This window comes from Kutzneria kofuensis (assembly GCF_014203355.1).
Lineage (GTDB): Bacteria > Actinomycetota > Actinomycetes > Mycobacteriales > Pseudonocardiaceae > Kutzneria > Kutzneria kofuensis.
In genome coordinates this window covers 8,591,869-8,609,501 of sequence record NZ_JACHIR010000001.1, presented here as the reverse complement: position 1 = coordinate 8,609,501, position 17,633 = coordinate 8,591,869, and the positions used below count along the sequence as shown (strand labels likewise).

Sequence of the window (17,633 nt, the reverse complement as noted above, 5' to 3'; positions counted from 1 at the left end):
CGGACCAGAGTTCACCGGCGCCCGTGGAACCCATGGGCTTGGCGGGCACCCGAGCCCAGAGCGGCGAGTTCCTCACCACCGCCCAGGGCGTGCGACTGCCCGACACCGACCACTCGCTCAAGGCCGGCGCCCGCGGTCCGACGCTGATGGAGGACTTCCACCTCCGCGAGAAGATCACCCACTTCGACCACGAGCGCATCCCCGAGCGGGTGGTGCACGCCCGCGGCGCGGCGGCCCACGGGACGTTCCAGTCCTACGGGACGGCGGCGGCGGTGACCAGGGCCGGTTTCCTGGCCGCGGGCCGCACCACGCCGGTGTTCGTCCGGTTCTCCACCGTGCTCGGCTCGCGCGGCTCCGCCGACACGGTGCGCGACGTGCGCGGATTCGCGGTGAAGTTCTACACCGCCGAGGGCAACTTCGACCTGGTCGGCAACAACATGCCGGTGTTCTTCATCCAGGACGGCATCAAGTTCCCCGACGTCATCCACGCCGCCAAGCCGCACCCGGACCGGGAGATCCCGCAGGCGCAGACCGCGCACGACACCTTCTGGGACTTCGTGTCCCGGCACACCGAGGCCACCCACCACGTCCTGTGGGCCATGTCCGATCGGGGCATTCCGCGCTCCTACCGCACGATGGAGGGTTTCGGCGTGCACACCTTCCGGCTGGTGAACGCCGAAGGCGCCACCACGCTGGTGAAGTTCCACTGGAAGCCGGTGGCCGGCGTGCACTCGCTGGTCTGGGAGGAGGCACAGCTCGCCGCCGGGGTCGACCCGGACTTCCACCGCCGTGACATGGCCGACGCCATCACGGCGGGCGTGCCGCTGGAGTTCGAGCTGGGCCTGCAACTGCTGCCCGACACCGAGGACCAGACCTTCGAGGGCATCGACCTGCTCGACCCCACCAAGATCGTGCCCGAGGAACTGGCGCCGGTGCGGCTGGTCGGCAAGCTCACCCTGGACCGCAATCCCACCAACTACTTCGCCGAGACCGAGCAGGTGGCCTTCCACACCGGCAACCTGGTGCCCGGCATCGAGGTCACCGACGACCCGCTCATGCAGGCCCGCCTGTTCTCCTACCTGGACACCCAGCTCACCCGCCTCGGCGGCCCGAACTTCACCCAGCTGCCGATCAACTGCCCGCACGCCGCGGTCAACGACAACCTGCGCGACGGTATGCACCAGACCGCAATCCACACCGGCATCACCCCGTACCGCCCCAACGGAATCGACGAGAACCGGCCCGCGACGGCCTCGGCCGACGACGGCGGCTACGTGCCGGCGCCGCGGGAGGTCAGCGGCGCGAAGACCCGGGAGAACCCCGTCTCCTTCGGCGACCACTTCTCCCAGGCCACGATGTTCTACCGAAGCCTGACCCCGGTGGAGCGCGGGCACATCGTGGCCGCGTTCACCTTCGAGCTCGGCAAATGCCTTGCGCCGGACGTCAGGGAACGCGAACTCGCCGTACTGTCCGAAGTGGACGCCGAGCTGTGCGAGCAGGTCGCGGCCGGGCTGGGCCTGGCGGCGCCGAAGGGCACGCCGGCCGAGGACGTCGTCCTCTCCCCCGCGCTGTCCCAGGTGGTCGCCGAGCCCGGGCCGGTCGCCGGGCGCAAGATCGGCGTCATCGCCGACGCCGGGTCCGACCTCGCCGGGATCACCAAGCTACGCAAGGCGGTCGAGCGGGTCGGGGCCACGCTGCTCGTCATCGCCCCGGTCGGCGGCGTCCTGCGGAAGGGCCGGTCGCGGCAGACCGTGGACCGCACCCTGCTGACCGCCCGGTCCGTCGAGTTCGACGCGCTGGTCGTGGCCGGCGCGACCACCCCGACCGGCGACATCAGGCTGACCGTGCTGCTCCAGGAGGCCTTCCGGCACTGCAAGGCCCTGGCCGCCTGGGGCGACGGGGTCAAGGTCCTCGTCGCGGCGGGCATCGACGTGGACAGCCCGGGCGTGCTCCCCGGCGACGAGGTCGACAAGAACTTCGCCGAGGTCCTGGTGGCCGCGGTGGGCCTGCACCGGGCGTGGGAACGAGCCGACCTCGTGATGGCCTCGCCGGTCCCGCCCTCGGCCTGATCGCCCGGCACCCGTTCGGCCGCCACACGGCAGGAGATCGCCGTGAACACCACCTCCGACGGCATTCACCGCAGCCGCAAGGAAAGCAGTACCGACACGGCCGTGCCGCCGGACTCGTCGGACACCGTCGAGCGGTCACGACCGATTCCGGTCCACGAGGCCGGGTCGGAGCGTGGCGAGGTCCCTCGACCGGCAGGAGAGGCGCTTCGGCGGCATCAAGTGGGGCTCGGCGTTCTTCGGCTGGCTCACCTCCACCGGCACCGCGCTGATCCTCACGGTGCCGGCCGCGACCGCGTTCGGGATGGCCAACGGCACCGGCTTCCCGGGACAGCCCGGCAGCCAACCCGCGCCGAGTTCGACCGCCGAGCAGATCGCCGGCGTCACGCCCGTCATCGCGCTGCTGGTCATCATGCTGGCCGCCCTGTGGGTGCGCTACTCGGCCATGGGCGCTGACCAGGGGTAACGGCAGGCGGATCGCGTTCGGCATGACCGACGATCGTGGCTGGGTACCTGATCTTCTGCCGACTCCCCCAACACGCAGGCCCAACCTGGGCCGAACTCCTGCGTACCCAAGCACACGGCATCCTGGCCTGCGAATTCTTCCATTGCGACGCCGTCATGCTCACACGACTGTACTGCTTCGCGGTGGTCGCACACGCGACGCGTCGGGTCCACGTCCTCGGCGTCATCGCACATCCCACCGCGGACTGGGTCGCCCAACAAGCACGTGATCTTGTCATGGACCTCGGCGACCGTGTGTCACAGTCCAAATTCCTGATCCGCGATCGGGACGCGAAATTCACGACCATGTTCGACACGGAGTTCCTCAGCGAGGACATAAAGATCATCAAGACTCCGATTCAGGCCCCGCGCGCGAGCGCGATCATGGAACGCTGGGGCGGCAGCTTCGTCCGTCATCGATCCGGATCCAGGCCCGCAGCGTCTCCGGGTTGCCCCCGAGATCCCTGGCCACCGCGGCGACCGTCGTGCCCGGACGGGACCGGTACAGCCCGACCGCCTCGGCCCGGAACTCCGGCGAGTGGTGCTTCATCACCATCCATGCAGGACTCCAGTCCACCCAGACCGTCATGATCCGAGTGTGTCAGGTGTCCAACATCCGGGGTCAAGTCGCGTTCCACTCGTCCGGGTGCTTCCAGCCTGCTGGCCGAGCAGATTCCGGCATTGGCGTCAATGCCGAGTCGACGGCCGACCAGATCCTCAGCGTCCCGTCAAGAACCTATTCGCGGGCGACAATCACAACCCGGTATTGGCAAATGATCATCAATAATTGCTATGCTGCGGCTGCACACAAAACTGCGCGTTCCGGTTGGTAGCCCGGACCCGTGGCATGGAGAACCCAGGCCGCGTCAACATCCTCTCCCTACCGAGGGGACCCGGTGTGCTCCCTGATCAGCGCCAACGGAATCGGGAGTACTTGTGTCTGTACTGCGTATCGTGATCGCCGGCGGCGGGCCGGCCGGGATGACGCTGGCTCACCGGCTACACCGGCACGGCCTGGACGTGACCGTCTATGAACGCGACTGCGGGGTGGCCACCCGTGACCCGGGCTACCGGCTGCACATCAACTCCACCGGCACCACCGCGTTGCACGCCGCGCTGGAACCCGCGTTGTGGGAGCTGTTCCTGGCGACCTCAGGCATGCCCGACGAGGGCATGCCCCTGTACGACGAGCACCTCACCCTGCGCCCGGCCCGCGACACCAAGGCCACCGAAGGCGTGGGCGCTCCCGTCTCCGACATTCCCGAGCACCTGGTGGTGTCGCGTTCGACGCTGCGGCGGATTCTGCACCTCGGCCTGGAACAGGTCGTGCGGTTTGGTGTCAAGGTCGTCGGCTACCGGTCCAATCCGGACTCGACGGTGACCGTGCTGCTGGACGACGGCCAGACCGTCGAAGCCGACGTGCTGATCGCGGCGGACGGCATCAACTCGGCCGTGCGGGCACAGCGGCTGCCGCACGCTCGGGTCATCGACCTCGGCGCACGGCACATTGTCGCGAAGATCCCGCTGACTGACCAGACGCGGGCCATGATTCCCGCGCAACTGCTCACCACGTTCTCGTTGGCCTACGACTCCGATCACACCGGTCTGACGTTCGGCCCGCTGGAGCGCAGCAACCCGGACTCGCCGCTGATCAAGGAGCAGGACGACGAGTTCCAGGCCGAAGCCCGGGAGAATTTCGCGCTGACCATCTTCAACTCGGTGAACGAGAAGATGATGCCCGACGCGGAACTGTTCACGGCCAGCCCGCAGCGGCTGCGGGACTACGTGATGGCGCGGCTGACCTCGTGGCATCCCGCGCTAGTGGACACGGTGCAACTGTGGGATGTCACCACTGTGCAGGCGTTGACCCTGCGCAGCTGCGTGCCCGTGGGCGCGTGGGAGCCGTCGAACGTGACGATGATGGGCGATGCGATCCACGCCATGAGTTCGGCACTGGGCATCGGCGCCAACACAGCGCTCCGCGACGCGCACGTCCTCGGTGAGGAACTGCTCGCCGTGACCGACGGGTACAGGGCGGTGGTGGAGGGCGTCGGCGCGTACGAGGAGCGGATGCGCGACTACGGCTTCGCGGCAGTGCGACTGTCCGCGGCGGTGGGCGAGCAGGTGATCGGTCACCGCCCGCTACCAGAGTAGTCGGCCCCCTACGCTCGACGGCTGGGTCGGGGTTCGGGCCTGACTCGAGGCCGACCGCGCTGTCACGGGGTGGCTGGATGCTCTCCTCGCCCTTGTCGGTGAATGGGAAAGTGGTGCCAGGGTCCGTCCGCGTGGGCAGTCGGCGTGGCCAGGGGTCGATGGCGGTGGCACCGTGTCGCAGCAGCAGCCACGTCAGCGCGCGGTGGTGCCGCATCAGCTCGGCGGCGCGGCTGGCGCCGACCAGGCTGCGGGTCTCGATACCCGACGGCCGGCCATGAGGGGGCCACGGTGACCGTCGGCCTCCAGTGGCCGCGATCCTGCTGTGCGCCGCAGCGTGGCTGTGCACAGCAGCTCGCGGCCGCCGCGTGTCAGCGCGCCGAGACGAGGATGGGCATACCCAAGCTGACCTGGCGCGCGTGCCGGGTCAACCGCAGCACGTCGGCGCGGATGTCGCGCAGACAGCGCAAGGTGCTGTCCAGGTCTTCGATCTCGCCCAGCCAGCCCTCGGTGGCAGCGCGTCCCTTCCGGTCCTCGACATGCCGCGAAGCGGTTGCTCGCCGATCTGGTTCGGCGGGGCCGTTCCCAGATCGATGCTGGCGCTAGGAGCGCTCGTGTTTGGCGCTTTTGAAGGCCTCGAACCGGTGATTGCTTTACCCAACACGCCCGCGCGGCCGTGGTGATCTGCCGACCATCATCGTGACCGCACGCACCGACACCGTCGACGTGATCGCCGGTCTGAAGGCCGCCACCGACGACTACGTCACCAACCCATTGGGCGGTCGGACGACTGCCCGGCCCCTCGGTCCGGATCGACCGTTGTCCTCCTGACGTGTGCTGGATCACGACACCGAGAGCGAGCCCGAAGATCCCGATCACCGGACCGGGCTCCGCGCGGCCGGCGGGCACCGTCCTACCCGGACCAACCAGCTCCACCAAGGAGCGCACCAGGACACCGCCTGTTCGCCGCCGCCTCGCGAGATAGCTTGGGCGGTTCCCAACAGACGAACCGAACTTCCCCGACGCCCCACCACAATTTTGTCCACAATGACACCTCCCAACCCACAACTCTGGGAGGTCGTCATGGCCTGGATCGAGAAGACCGGAACACAGACCTGGCGCGTCCGCTTCCGACGCGCCGACGGCACCACCGGATCAATACCCGGGTTCCCCACCAAAAAAGCCGCCACCAACTACGCCGACGACCTGGAAACCGACCAACGCCGCGGCACCTGGCTCGACCCCACCGGATTCCAAACCACCCTGGCCGACTGGGTCAAGCGCTGGTTCCCCACCCTCGACCTCGACCAACGCACCCTGGAAAACTACGACAGCTACCTGCGCTGCCACATCCTGCCCCGCTTCGGCACCACCCCGATGGGCACCATCACCACCCTCGACATCAAACTCTGGACCAAAGAAGCCGCCGAAAACGGCTACGCCCGCGCCACCATCACCGGCTGGGTCAACCTGCAGTCCATGATCCTCACCGACGCCGTCGACCAACGCCTCATCCCCGCCAACCCCATCCACAAACGCCGCCGCCGCGGCCGCCGCTCCCGCCGAATCACCCCAGAGAAGATCTGGGCCACCCCCGAGCAGGTCCTGCGCATCGCCGACCAAGCCGGCACGCTCGGCGGACCCACCGCCCGCCTCCTGATCATCACCGCCGCCTGGACCGGCTGCCGCTGGGGCGAACTCACCGGCCTACACCGCCACAACATCGACCTACACCACGGCCTGCTGATCATCGACCGCGAACATGGCGCCCTGCACGAGTCGACAAGCACACGCTGGATCGGCCCACCCAAAACCGCCGCCTCCGCCCGCCGCATCCAACTCCCCCCGTTCCTGGTCGACTTGCTGCGGACACACCTGGACACCCACCCCTACGAGTACGTGTTCACCACCCCCAGCGGCACCTGGCTATGGCGCTCCACTTTCATCCGCCGCGTCCTGCGCCCCGCCGCGGACGGCAATCTCACCATCGAAGGCCCACCGACACGCACCTATCCGATCAAGCCCGGCCTGACCTTCCACGGACTACGCCACAGCCACAAAACATGGCTCATCGCCGACAACATCCCCGAAATAGCCCAAGCCCGCCGCCTCGGCCACCACCTGGACAACCGCATCGTCGAGACCTACAGCCACGTCGCCCCCGAACTCGAACAGCGACTCCTCGCGCACCTCGAACATCGCTGGCACACCGCCCAACACGGCCACCCCGCCGCCGGACCGGCCCCGCACCCCGACACTCACGCGGACCTCCCGCGCCTGACGCCGACACCTCGCGGCACGGCAACCTCACCCCGCCCCGTGCGCGATCCCCACCCCGCCGTGATCACGGACGACCACAACACCACCGGGAACTCTGGCGCACTCCAGGACAACAATCACGCCGACGGCACCACCACCAACGGACCGTCGTCCATCCCGAACAAAATGGCACCCAATCATAACAACACACATGCCAGAAAGGACCTTGTCTCCGCATTCACGCGCAACATGAACGACGGTTCTCGCAATAGCGCTGTTGCGGTTCTTTATTTCTCGGACACATCACCACAACAGGACATCACGAATGCCGACGAAACAACACTGGCGTTCTGTCACACCGGACACGAGACCTCCCGACCAGTCAGGACGCTAGAACGTCTTGGAGATGATCAGTAATACGTGACCCGGTGAGCACCCGACACCTTCTGGCCACGCCGGTCCTCCTCATCAGAGTTGCCGAACGGCGACATCAAGTGCGATAACCGCGACCCTGCGATGGGATGCCACCCGCAAACTAAGGCTTGGATACCGATCGTTACTCAGCGAGACTGCACGGTCACACTCTGCACAGTTCGGTCGGTTTTGACCCCCACACCGCCGGCAGATGGGGCGAGATAACGAAATCCCTGATCACCGCGCGAATTGCGACATCAAACACCCTACCCACACGGAGCGCGCTGCTCCAAAATTGCGCCAGTAGGGACACCACGTCACCTGTGGGCGCGATCAACCAGAGATCCTTCTCAAAAGATCAAAAGCCCCTTCGACCTGCGAAAATCGCACAACCGAAGAGGCCTGACCAAATTGTGGAGCTGAGGGGACTCGAACCCCTGACCCTCACACTGCCAGTGTGGCTAGCGCCCACTGCAGACAGTGCCTCCGACCTGCGAAAACAGAGAACTGCCACGTCAAACCTGTTGCGGTCACTACACTTGAATGCCGTACAGTGCGGTTCGCTGTAGGTTCAACACGCATCCCCGCTCCAGTTTTGCTCCACTGCGTTCGGTGTGAAGGTCCGGGATCCAGCCGCACATCCCTTGCCACACCATCCTCAGCATCGAAGCGACTAGCGACGCGTTCAGCCTTCGACGAGGTCGTCATCCTCGTCCTCATGATGACGTAGCAGCCCACCAGCAAGTGTCCAACATCCGGGGGACAAGCCCCCTCGCCAGATGAAACTCTTCCCGAGGCGAACCTCGCAGGCAAGCGCGAGGTCCACAGCTGGTGCCCCCTCGGAGCTCCGACCCGCTGAGAACAACCGATGGCCGCCGCTCGACTAAGGACCCATATCCCAAGTCACCGCGGCCAAGGAACCAACGGTTTCGCCGTCTGCGTTCGCAGGCTCTACCCGTTCAACCCCATGGGTACGGCATAGGCCGTCGGCAGCCGCTTCTGGGGTACGTGGGCATGGAAGTTTCACGGCGGGGCAGCGCTCACGGTGACGCGCAGTCTGTTGTCTGGACGAAGCAGGCGGGGTATATATGGAAGCGCTCCCACAGCCGCCCCTGAGCAACGGAGTTCTGATGTCCTCACCAGGCTTTTCCCTGTCTCGACGTGCGCTTCTTCGCACGGCATCGATCACCGCGCTCATGGCGGTCGCCGGCAACGAGGCGGTGGCCAACGCCGCCGGGCCGAGCCGCAGTCCGGTCACCGGCCCGCTGCCCGAGCAGCAGCGCTACTTCGGCCTGTTTCGGGAAGTGGCCGATCAGTCGACCGTGCCGGCCAGTGCGTTCGCCGACTACGGCGCCGTGCCGGCGAGCGTGATGTGGTTCGACAACTGGGGTCGCCGGGCGGCGTTCCCCGTGGCGACGGCCGAGGCGCTCTGGCGGCGGAATGTGCTGCCGCACTTCACGTGGGAGCCATGGGATCCGACGCTTGCGCTGACCGACCCCAACCAGATCGGATTGGACGCCATCACGGGTGGGCAGTGGGACGACTACATCGCCGCCCGCGGCCGCGAGTTCGCGCGGTACGGCAAACCGCTGATCGTGCGCTGGGGCCACGAGTTCAACGGCAACTGGTATCCCTGGGCGGTCGCCACCAACAACCAGGACCCGCGGGCCTTCGTACGGGCCTACCGGCACGTGCACGACATCGTGCGCGCCCAGGGCGCTCACAACGTCCAGTGGTGCTGGGCCTTCAACAACGGGGCGAGCCCCGCCGCCGACTGGAACGACGAGGCACTCGCCTATCCGGGCGGCGCGTACGTGGACTGGATCGGGATCGACGGCTACAACTGGGGTTTCGGCCCGTCCTGGGACCCCACCGTCGACCACTGGACCAGCTTCGTCGACACCTTTGCCGCGGCCTACGCCCGGGCCCGCGCGATCGATCCCGGCAAACCGGTGATGCTGCCCGAGTTCGCCAGCAGCGAGGACGGCGGCAGCAAGAGCGAGTGGGTCGCCGCGATGATCGCCGCGCTGAACGCCGGCCGGTTCCCCAACCTGCGCCTGCTCACCTGGTTCGACATCGACAAGGAGGAACGCTGGTCGCTCACCCCGGGCCTGCCGGGACTCCGAGAGCTCGTCGGCTCCGGCGACCGCGGACGATGGGCGAACGCGGCCGGTTGTGCGGCGGCCGCGGTGCCGCGAACCTTCCGGCCACTGCCCGAGTAGTCCTTCTCCCCGGTCGTGGCCGCCACTCGGCCGGGCCCTGCGGGTGCGGACCGCCTGGCCGCTGTGCGCTGAAAAGCCGGCCACGCCACCAGCGGCACGTGCCGGGAACGGCGGCAAGCTCGTTTCTCCGCGTTGCGGATTCCGTCCGGTCGGACGGGCTGACCGTGAAACTTTCACAGGTGACGCCGGCCGACCGCGAAACAGGCCATGACGACAAGCGGAAAGCGCGCCTGTCTCGGCCTCGTGCACCAATGGTTGACGAACCGTCCCAAGTTGGGGACGCTCACGAATGGAAGCGCTTCCAGACCTGCTCGCCATCACAAGGGAGTGTTGATGTTGTCAAGGCTGCGCAGGACGACGGTCATACTCGGGGCGGCTGCCCTGCTTGCCGGTGCGACCACCCTGACGACCACGTCGGCCGCCAGTGCCGACACCCAGATCTGCGACAAGTACGGATCGGTGCGGGTGTCGGGCGGGCGCTACCTCGTGCAGAACAACGAGTGGGGCGACGATACCACGCAGTGCCTTTCCGTCCGCGACGACGGGTTCACGATCACCACGGCCAATCACAACAAGCCGACCAACGGCGCACCCGCGTCCTACCCGTCGATCTACGCCGGCTGCCACTACGGCAACTGCACGAGCGGCAGCGGGCTTCCCAAACAGGTGGCCAACTTCCACTCGGTGCAGTCCTCCGTCGCCTACACCGTCGCTAGTGGACAGTGGGACGCGTCGTACGACATCTGGTTCGACCCGAACCCGAACCCGTCGGGGCAGAACACCGGCGCCGAACTGATGATCTGGGGCAACCACCAGGGCGCTCCGCAACCGATCGGCTCCAAGATCGCCACCGTGTGGATCAGTGGCGCGAGCTGGGACGTCTGGTTCGGCAACACGGGCTGGAACGTCATCAGCTACGTCCGCACCTCGCCGACGACCTCGCTGAACGTCGACATCGGCGCGTTCACCTCGGACTCGGTGTCTCGCGGCAAGATCAGCAGGTCCTGGTACCTCACCAGTATCCAGTTCGGCTTCGAGCCCTGGCAGGGCGGCGCCGGCCTCGGCGTGCAGTCCTTCAGCACCTCGGTGAGCTGACGGCGAAAGTCATCTCGCGACCACCGAGGGGGCAGACCATGCGAACAGCGCTCAGATTGCTGGTCGCGGTTGCGGTAACCCCTGGTTACCAGTGCGTTGCTCGGTTTCGGCACCGCCGCCGAATCCAACGGCGGAGTCCGGATCATACCGCTGGATGACTCCATCACCGACGGTGTCCAGACCCTGTGGGACTCGTAAAGTCATCGCTGCAGGTGGTCGGCTGGCGCACAGCTCCTCGGCCGCGGCTGGGATGCTGCCCGGATGATCGTCTCGCTGCTGTATCGAGCGACGCGTGCGCTGCTGTCCGTGCCGACGGTACTGCTGCGCCGGGACACCGCCAAGGACGCCGAACTGCTTGTGCTGCGGCACAAGAACGTAGTGCTGCGACGACAGCTCAGCGGTCCGATCCGCTACGAGCCCGCGGATCGGTTCTGGCTGGCCGCGCTGTCGTCGCTGCTACCGCGCCACCGCTGGCGCACTGTCTTCCCGGTCACCCCAGCAACGCTGCTGACCTGGCATCGCAGACTGGTGCCGGGAAGTGGGACTACACCGCATCGCACCGTCGACAGTCTGGGCGATCCCGCAGGCAGGCGGCATCGACCCGGCCCCGCGCCGCACCGGCCCCCAGCTGGCGCGAGTTCCTCACCGCTCAGGCCGAGGGGATCATCGCCGCGGACTTCTTCCACGTGGACACGATCACCGGCAGACGGCTGTACGCACTGGCGTTCCTTGAGCATCACACCCGCAAGCTCCATATCACCGGCGTCACCGCGCACCCGACCGCGCAGTGGGCGATTCAGCAGGCTCGCAACCTCGTCTGCAACCTGGGCAGCCGTGTCGAGTCTTTGCGCTTCCTCCTCCGCTACCGGGACAGCAAGTACACCGTTTCCTTCGACGCTGTTTTCGCAGCCGAGGAGGTGAAGGCGCTGCTCAGCGTGCCTTAGGCGCCGCGCATGAATGCCCACTGCGAGCGAGTGATCGACACCATCCGTCGCGAGGTTCTCGACCACGTTCTGGTCATGAACCAGGCCCACGCCGGGCAGGTCCTCGCCGCGTATCAGGATCACTACAACAGGCATCGACCACATCGATCCCGAAACCAGCGACCACCCGACGCCCAAGAGCAACCTCCTGCCGCAGCCGGTTTGAAGGCCCACAGGCTCCTGCGAACCCGGATCCTCGGCGGAGTCATCAACGAGTACCGTTACGCGTCCTGAACTGTGGCGACGAGTTTTCGAGGCCCACATGCTCAGGGGCGCACGCGAATGACGGTCTTGCCCTTGCGTCGCTCGGTCGGGTTGAGCACAGGGACGGCGTCGTCGAGGGTCGCGACCGTTCCGATGTGCGTGCGAAGGCGCCCGTCCCGCACCCGGTCGACGATCTCCACCAGCTGACTCGGAACAGACTCGACGACGAAGTCGACCGCCAAGCCGTCGACAGGGCGAGCCTCAACCGGCCCGACCACCGACACCAACGTCCCGCCAGGCCGGACTATGCGCGCCGAGCGCCGTTGGACGTCACCGCCGATGACATCGAAGACCACGTCGACCCCGCCGATGTCGGCGAGATCCTCGGTGGCGAGGTCGAGGAACTCGTTCGCGCCGAAGTCGAGCGCCGCCTGGCGGTCCGCCGCCCGCCCGGTACCGATGACATAGGCGCCGAACTCCCGGGCAAGCTGGGTCACCACAGACCCGACCGCGCCGGCGGCGCCGTGTGCGAGGACGGTCTGCCCCGCTCGAAGACGACCGTGCTGGAAAAGGCCCTGCCACGCGGTCAGGCCGGAGATCGGCAGGCTCGCACCCACCGTGAAGTCGACGTTCCCCGGCAGCGGCGCAAGGTTGCGTGCCTCCACGGCCGCGTACTCGGCCAGGGTCCCGTCGCGATGCCAGTCCGTGATCCCGAACACCCGCTGCCCCAGCGAAAGCCCCGTCGTGCCGTAGCCGAGGGAGGTGACCACTCCGGCGAACTCGTGACCGATGATCGCCTGGGTGCGGTCGTGACCGGCGCGATCGACCCACGTGGAGGGCCACTCCCACTCCGCGGGGACGAAGCCGGACGCGTGAACTTCGACGACGACGTCGTTGATGGCCGGCGTAGGTTCCGGCCGCTCCGCGAGTGTGATCCCGGCTGCTTCCGCGGCCTGATCCGTCGCGACGATCGCCTTCATGGGTGCCTCCGTAGGTCTCGTGCTCGCCGGCTGCGTGCGCCGGCCTGTGACGGTGGTGCTCGTCGAGCTCCGGTTGAACTCGACGCGTTTCACTGGTCCATCCGCCTGTGGTGACGGATCTTGTAGCCGTTCCTGGAGTGGGCTAATCAGCTCACTCCATGGCCTGGGCGCAGAAGTCCGCGGCCAGGGGCTGGCATTCGGCCCAGGTCATGAGCTGGGCGCGCAGGTTGGCGTAGGAGCCCGACCCGGCGACTGCGATGTCCCCGGAGCGCAGCAGCCGTTTGTCGATCAGGTGGTCCGCGAGCATCTTCATGGCTGACCGCTCCCCCTACTGATCGTGGATACTCAGCACGTCGACGAGCGCAGGGCCGCAAGCGTGTCGGTGAGTGCGGCCAGCGGTGGCGACCGACAAGACTCGTCACCTCGCCGGAAGGTTGCCCGACCGGCCGACCCAAGCCCGCGCCGGCCCTCACCGATCCCCGGTTTCTCGTTGTTCGGTGGCCCATGCCGCGAGCTGGGTGCGTTTGGTGAAGCCAAGCTTGGTCAAGATGTGTTCAACGTGGCCTTCGGCGGTGCGTTGGGCGATCACCAGCCGGGCGGCGATGTCCTTGTTGGACAGACCCTCGGCGACGAGCTCGGCGACCTGCTGCTCCCGCTTGGTCAGTGGCGTTTTCGCGGTGGGAGCCGGGGTGGAGGGTGCGGGTTTCTCGCCGAGGGCGTAGGCGATGGCCTGAGCCAGGTCGAGTTCGGTGCCATGGCCGAACGCAGCCTGGAAGGCGCGGTCACTGAGACAGTGGCGGGCCTGCCGCTCGCACGCCTCGCGCGCGGCGAGATGGTGCAAGGAGCCGAACGGGGATTGGCCGCCGAACAGCGGCCAGATCTGGTGTGCCGCGCCGAGCAGCACGGCGGCCCGCTCGCCCTCGCCGGCCGTGCAGGTGATCCAGGCCAGCCGCTCAACTTGCAACGCCATGCCGAAAAGGTCACGGAAGTTGCGCATACTCCGGAGACTTTCCCGGGCGTGCGCGCTCGCCTGCGTCACCTCGCCCCCCATCCATTCGGCGAGGGACAGAGCGGAGACCACATAGGACCGGGCCCATTGCTCGCCATGTCGCTCACAGAGCGCCAGGCCCTCCCGGCAAAGCTCGATGGCGTGGTCGGAGTCGCCCTGGAAAACGGCCACCCCGGCCAGCACGGCATAGGCGATGATCACAGTGGTGGTCAGTTCGCCGACAGCCTCGAAGCGTGCCAGAGCATCCTCCAACAGCACCTGCGCGCGTGGTAGGTCGTCGTTTAACCGCGCAAGGAGCCCCTCGATGAACAGGGCGTAGGCCAATGTGGTCTCTGCGCCCCGCGGTAGGGCCCAGTCCCGGCACTCCTGCACCATGGCCGTGGCGACGAGGAAGTCCCCCTGCAGCGTGCTGATGTAGGCGTTGGTCCACAGGGCGGCGGCCCGCTGGTCGCTTGGCTCGGTGTCCACGGCCAGTGCACGGCCCAGCCAATCGCGCCCCTCGGCCAGCAAGCCGCAGCAAAGCCAAAAGAAGTGCAGGGCCGCGGCCATCCGCAGCCCGGCCTGCGACTCGCCGGGGGTGGTCAGGCAGTACTCCAGGGCGAGGCGCAGGTTGGGGTGTGCGGACCGGATGCGGGCGTCCACCTCCAGTTGAGTGGGGCCGACCCACTCGGCCTCGCCTCGTTCGGCCAGCCCGAGGTAGTGGTCCCGGTGTCGCCGACGCAGCACCGCCTCCGCCCCGTCCGCCGCTCGCAGCGCCAGCCGACTCTTGCCCACCCCACCCGCGCCGGTCAACGTCAACAACCGGGCGACGGACAGCAGCCGCTTCGTCTCGGAAACCTCCCAGCGGCGGTCCACGAAACTGGTCACCTCAGCGGGAAGATTGCCACGCTGCCGCGACCGGTGCCCGACAGCACCGATCCCATGTTCGCAGGCCATCATTCAGACCGTGAGCCGGACCCGGTCACCGAGACCGATGAGGGCCACGCTGGGGTGGCTGTGATCGTCCACGGGGCACCGGACACACCTCCGTAGGTGACGAAGACCCAAGGCCGCCGATAAAACTCCACCCTTAGAATGTGGCAGCAGCCCGCCTGGTCGGGCGGTAGGACGTTGACGCAGTCTCGGCAATGGCCATCAAACGCCAGCGAGACAGTGAGCCACTCGGTGCCGTCGGCGCGACATCGCTGACTGGGAGGTCACCACCGGCAGCTGGCTAGAGCGCGAGGACGCTAGGCCCTGCCCGTACCTGAACCGCTGGTGCCGCGCTTGTACGACGCTGTGCGTGCCGAATACCACGTCCACGCTGGTCAGGCGGCATGTCGGTACTCATGGACGGCTCCGTCGAGACGATCTTGTCGACGTATGGCGAGGCGTTCGATCCGGTCGGGTTCAAGGGGCTGGGGCCGGGCTCGTAAGGGTGCTGCGGCGGCGAGCGATCGGTGGGTTCGGTGCAGGTTGTAGCCGCTCGTACTCGCGAAGCGCCTGCCGCAGGTGGGGTTCGTTCCAGATCAGCACGCGATCCAACGGTTCGGCGCGAAGCGTCTTCACCCAGCGTTCCGTGATCGCGTTCATGCGAGGCATCCGGACACCGGTCAGCACCGTGGTGATCCCCACCTCGCCGAGGATCTCGTCGATCAGCGCGGGGTACTTGGCGTCGCGGTCACGAAGGAGGAACCGGATCCGCGCGAGGCTTCCGGCATCCTCAAGGTCCATGACCAGGTTGCGGACGGCCTGGGTCACCCAGATATGCGTAGGGTGCGCGGTGACGCCGAGAATGCGCACGCGTCGGCCGGCGTGGTGGATGGCGGCGAGGATGTACTGTCGCGGTCCTGTGAGGGTGACGGTCTCGATAAAGTCCATGGCCATGATCGCCTCGGCTTGCGAGCGCAAGAAGGTGGCCCAAGCGATGGTCGTCCGGTGCGGCGCCGGGTCGACCCCCTCCGTCTTGAGGATCTTTCATGCGGTGGAGGGAGCGATCTTGATACCGAGGAGGGCGAGTTCGCCGTGGATGCGCCGGTAGCCCCAGGATGGGTTCTCGGTTGCCAGGCGCAGGACGAGGCGGCGGATTGAGGCGAGCGTGCGCGGGCGTCCTGGTCCTCGGCGCACGCTCGCGCGGGCGTGGCGGTGCCCCTCACAGCCGATTACCTCACTCGAGACCGCGTTCCCTCCTCAAGTGCCGCGCTCCCAAAAAGAGTCACGCATCCCCACCCTGCACAGGACAGACGTACCAGTCCGTCCACGCGCTCCCGTTCCAAGCGTCACAATACCACACATAGTCGCCGCCGTACGCCTCTACGATGGGACGATCACTGTTATGGGCATCCCCGTGTCCGTACCAGTACATCCCATCCCGGACGTTATTGGAATGGCCCATGGGACGCCAGCCACTCCCTTGCGTGTCCCCACCGTAAAGCTGCCATTCTTGATAAACGACACCATTAGCGCCCAACACAAAATTCTCGCGCCGATGATCGGACCAAACCATTTCAAGACCGGTGCCGAGGGTATCGCACATAACGGTGGCCGTAGGGCCGTAGTAATAGTCAGTGTACGTGCACCCTTCAGCGCTGGGGGCCGCGACAGCCACCGGGGCCATCAGGGCCGTCGTCCCGAGGACACAGGCGGCGACAACTAATCTGATCAGACGCATTGACCAACCTTTCCTTCGTTGATGTTTGTAAAACACCACGCTAGCGCATCCCCGGTTCGGCCTGTCAAGTGAATTTTAGTGGGAGGTTCAACGTTCGTGACGATCCCTCCAGGATCCCGGTAACGCGGCACTGTCAAAACAGGGGGAAGGTCGACGGGTGGCGTGGAGACTAGCCCCCCGAACCGCAGCGTTCCGGGTTGAACTCGAAACCGCAGTATTCGTCAACCGCCTGCCCCTCTACTGTTCGCTACTGCGTCGACTGCTGCGCCATCTTGTCGCGTAGTTCGGCTGTCTTCCGGGCGCCCGCCAGCCAGATCCGTCCCGTCTGAGCCTTCGCCGGAGGCGGTGAACTCGTCGTGGTCTAAATCGACTTCGTTGATTATCCGAGGGGAGGCGGTCCACATGCTGGCCCTGTTCAGTGAGAGCGTCGGCACCTTCAGCGTCAAGTTCCTGGAGAAGTACGGCATCGCCTCGGTCTGGCGCGAGAACGGCCCTGGGCTGGTTCACCGTCCGCCACGACAACAGGACTCACCACCTGACCGCTACCAACAGGACCACGTCCAGCCGCCGTTGCCGTCAGCTCCCACCCCTGCGGGCCCGATAGACGCTCCACCAGCCCGTCACCACCGGTCCACAACCAACCGGACCTATTGCAAGATCACCGAGCCAGCCAGAGAACCTGACCATCACCGACCGAAGCGATCGACTCCACCGGCGATGTCCAAGACGCGCACACTCGAACCCTGCCTCGGCACACCATCACCAGCAACGCCAGCGACCGAGCAGCTCGTGCACGACGAAACACAGCGAAGTATGAGCACCACCAGCCAGGGCCTGCCGCGTCGGCACCACCAGGGCTTGACCAGCGAAAACGGCGCCTCGAACTGCATACCTGACCTCTACCGTGCCAACTATCGACGACCCGATGCGCTGACCTACGAAAACACACCCTCCGCAGGTCAGCGCGGGTCCCCTCAGAGCCCTTGTGCGCAGGTGGGGACCGTTCAGCGCACACGGTTGCTCCCCAGCGCTGCCGCCGCCTGCCTACGGCGCGCCCGTTCTGGTCGGCCACGCGTTCCGAGACACCTGTACCAAG

General features: G+C 66.8%; 14 protein-coding genes, 1 tRNA gene and 1 pseudogene. 9 read left to right on the top strand and 7 right to left on the bottom strand.

Annotated elements, in window-relative coordinates:
• Window positions 1-32: 32 nt before the first annotated feature.
• Both BJ998_RS38780 and BJ998_RS38775 read left to right on the top strand, forming a co-directional pair.
• Window positions 33-2,069 carry a catalase gene (locus BJ998_RS38780; protein WP_281393059.1) on the top strand — a complete coding sequence of 679 codons (2,037 nt, stop codon included), beginning with the start codon at window positions 33-35 and terminating at the stop codon, window positions 2,067-2,069.
• A gap of 172 nt (window positions 2,070-2,241) precedes the next feature.
• The gene (locus BJ998_RS38775; RefSeq protein WP_184868223.1) at window positions 2,242-2,532 is read left to right on the top strand and encodes a hypothetical protein; all 291 of its coding nucleotides are present in this window, start codon (window positions 2,242-2,244) and stop codon (window positions 2,530-2,532) included.
• 420 nt (window positions 2,533-2,952) lie between these two features.
• Here BJ998_RS38775 and BJ998_RS38770 read toward each other — a convergent pair whose 3' ends face one another.
• The gene (locus BJ998_RS38770; protein WP_184868222.1) at window positions 2,953-3,159 is read right to left on the bottom strand and encodes a transposase; all 207 of its coding nucleotides are present in this window, start codon (window positions 3,157-3,159) and stop codon (window positions 2,953-2,955) included.
• Window positions 3,160-3,506: 347 nt separating this feature from the next.
• Here BJ998_RS38770 and BJ998_RS38765 point away from each other — a divergent pair, with 347 nt between their 5' ends.
• The 3 genes from BJ998_RS38765 to BJ998_RS38755 all read left to right on the top strand — a co-directional run bounded on the left by BJ998_RS38765 (window position 3,507) and on the right by BJ998_RS38755 (window position 7,397).
• Window positions 3,507-4,724: an FAD-dependent oxidoreductase gene (locus tag BJ998_RS38765; protein WP_184868221.1), complete on the top strand. Its 1,218-nt coding sequence runs from the start codon at window positions 3,507-3,509 to the stop codon at window positions 4,722-4,724.
• A 305-nt stretch (window positions 4,725-5,029) separates the two neighbouring features.
• Window positions 5,030-5,404, top strand: coding sequence for a hypothetical protein (locus BJ998_RS38760; protein ID WP_184868220.1), 375 nt, complete (start codon window positions 5,030-5,032; stop codon window positions 5,402-5,404).
• Window positions 5,405-5,804: 400 nt separating this feature from the next.
• A complete protein-coding gene (locus tag BJ998_RS38755) occupies window positions 5,805-7,397 on the top strand; it encodes a tyrosine-type recombinase/integrase (protein WP_184868219.1) in 1,593 nt (530 codons plus the stop codon).
• Between the two features lie 411 nt (window positions 7,398-7,808).
• Here BJ998_RS38755 and BJ998_RS38750 read toward each other — a convergent pair.
• A tRNA-Ala gene (locus BJ998_RS38750) sits at window positions 7,809-7,882 on the bottom strand.
• Window positions 7,883-8,590: 708 nt separating this feature from the next.
• On the opposite strand from BJ998_RS38750, the gene BJ998_RS38745 reads away from it, so the two are divergent.
• The 4 genes from BJ998_RS38745 (at window position 8,591) to BJ998_RS49660 (ending at window position 11,928) form a co-directional block, all read left to right on the top strand.
• Window positions 8,591-9,616: a glycoside hydrolase family 26 protein gene (locus BJ998_RS38745; protein WP_184868218.1), complete on the top strand. Its 1,026-nt coding sequence runs from the start codon at window positions 8,591-8,593 to the stop codon at window positions 9,614-9,616.
• 333 nt (window positions 9,617-9,949) lie between these two features.
• Window positions 9,950-10,711, top strand: a complete 762-nt coding sequence (locus BJ998_RS38740) for a GH12 family glycosyl hydrolase domain-containing protein (RefSeq protein ID WP_184868217.1) — start codon at window positions 9,950-9,952, stop codon at window positions 10,709-10,711.
• A gap of 686 nt (window positions 10,712-11,397) precedes the next feature.
• Entirely contained in the window at window positions 11,398-11,655 is a 258-nt protein-coding gene (locus BJ998_RS46805; RefSeq protein WP_221338285.1) for a hypothetical protein, read from the top strand.
• 9 nt (window positions 11,656-11,664) lie between these two features.
• Entirely contained in the window at window positions 11,665-11,928 is a 264-nt protein-coding gene (locus tag BJ998_RS49660; RefSeq protein ID WP_376775974.1) for an integrase core domain-containing protein, read from the top strand.
• Between the two features lie 32 nt (window positions 11,929-11,960).
• Here the strand turns inward: BJ998_RS49660 and BJ998_RS38730 are convergent, their stop codons facing one another.
• The 5 genes and pseudogenes from BJ998_RS38730 to BJ998_RS38715 all read right to left on the bottom strand — a co-directional run bounded on the left by BJ998_RS38730 (window position 11,961) and on the right by BJ998_RS38715 (window position 15,753).
• On the bottom strand, window positions 11,961-12,878 hold the full coding sequence (locus BJ998_RS38730) for an NADP-dependent oxidoreductase (RefSeq protein ID WP_184868216.1): 918 nt from the start codon (window positions 12,876-12,878) through the stop codon (window positions 11,961-11,963).
• Window positions 12,879-13,029: 151 nt separating this feature from the next.
• Window positions 13,030-13,191, bottom strand: a complete 162-nt coding sequence (locus tag BJ998_RS38725; RefSeq protein ID WP_184868215.1) for a hypothetical protein — start codon at window positions 13,189-13,191, stop codon at window positions 13,030-13,032.
• A 156-nt stretch (window positions 13,192-13,347) separates the two neighbouring features.
• Entirely contained in the window at window positions 13,348-13,848 is a 501-nt protein-coding gene (locus BJ998_RS49735) for a helix-turn-helix transcriptional regulator (RefSeq protein ID WP_246489957.1), read from the bottom strand.
• Between the two features lie 780 nt (window positions 13,849-14,628).
• Window positions 14,629-14,823 (bottom strand): annotated as a pseudogene (locus BJ998_RS49730) (hypothetical protein); the annotation flags it as partial.
• A 453-nt stretch (window positions 14,824-15,276) separates the two neighbouring features.
• Window positions 15,277-15,753 carry an integrase gene (locus tag BJ998_RS38715; RefSeq protein WP_246488741.1) on the bottom strand — a complete coding sequence of 159 codons (477 nt, stop codon included), beginning with the start codon at window positions 15,751-15,753 and terminating at the stop codon, window positions 15,277-15,279.
• Between the last annotated feature and the right edge of the window lie 1,880 nt (window positions 15,754-17,633).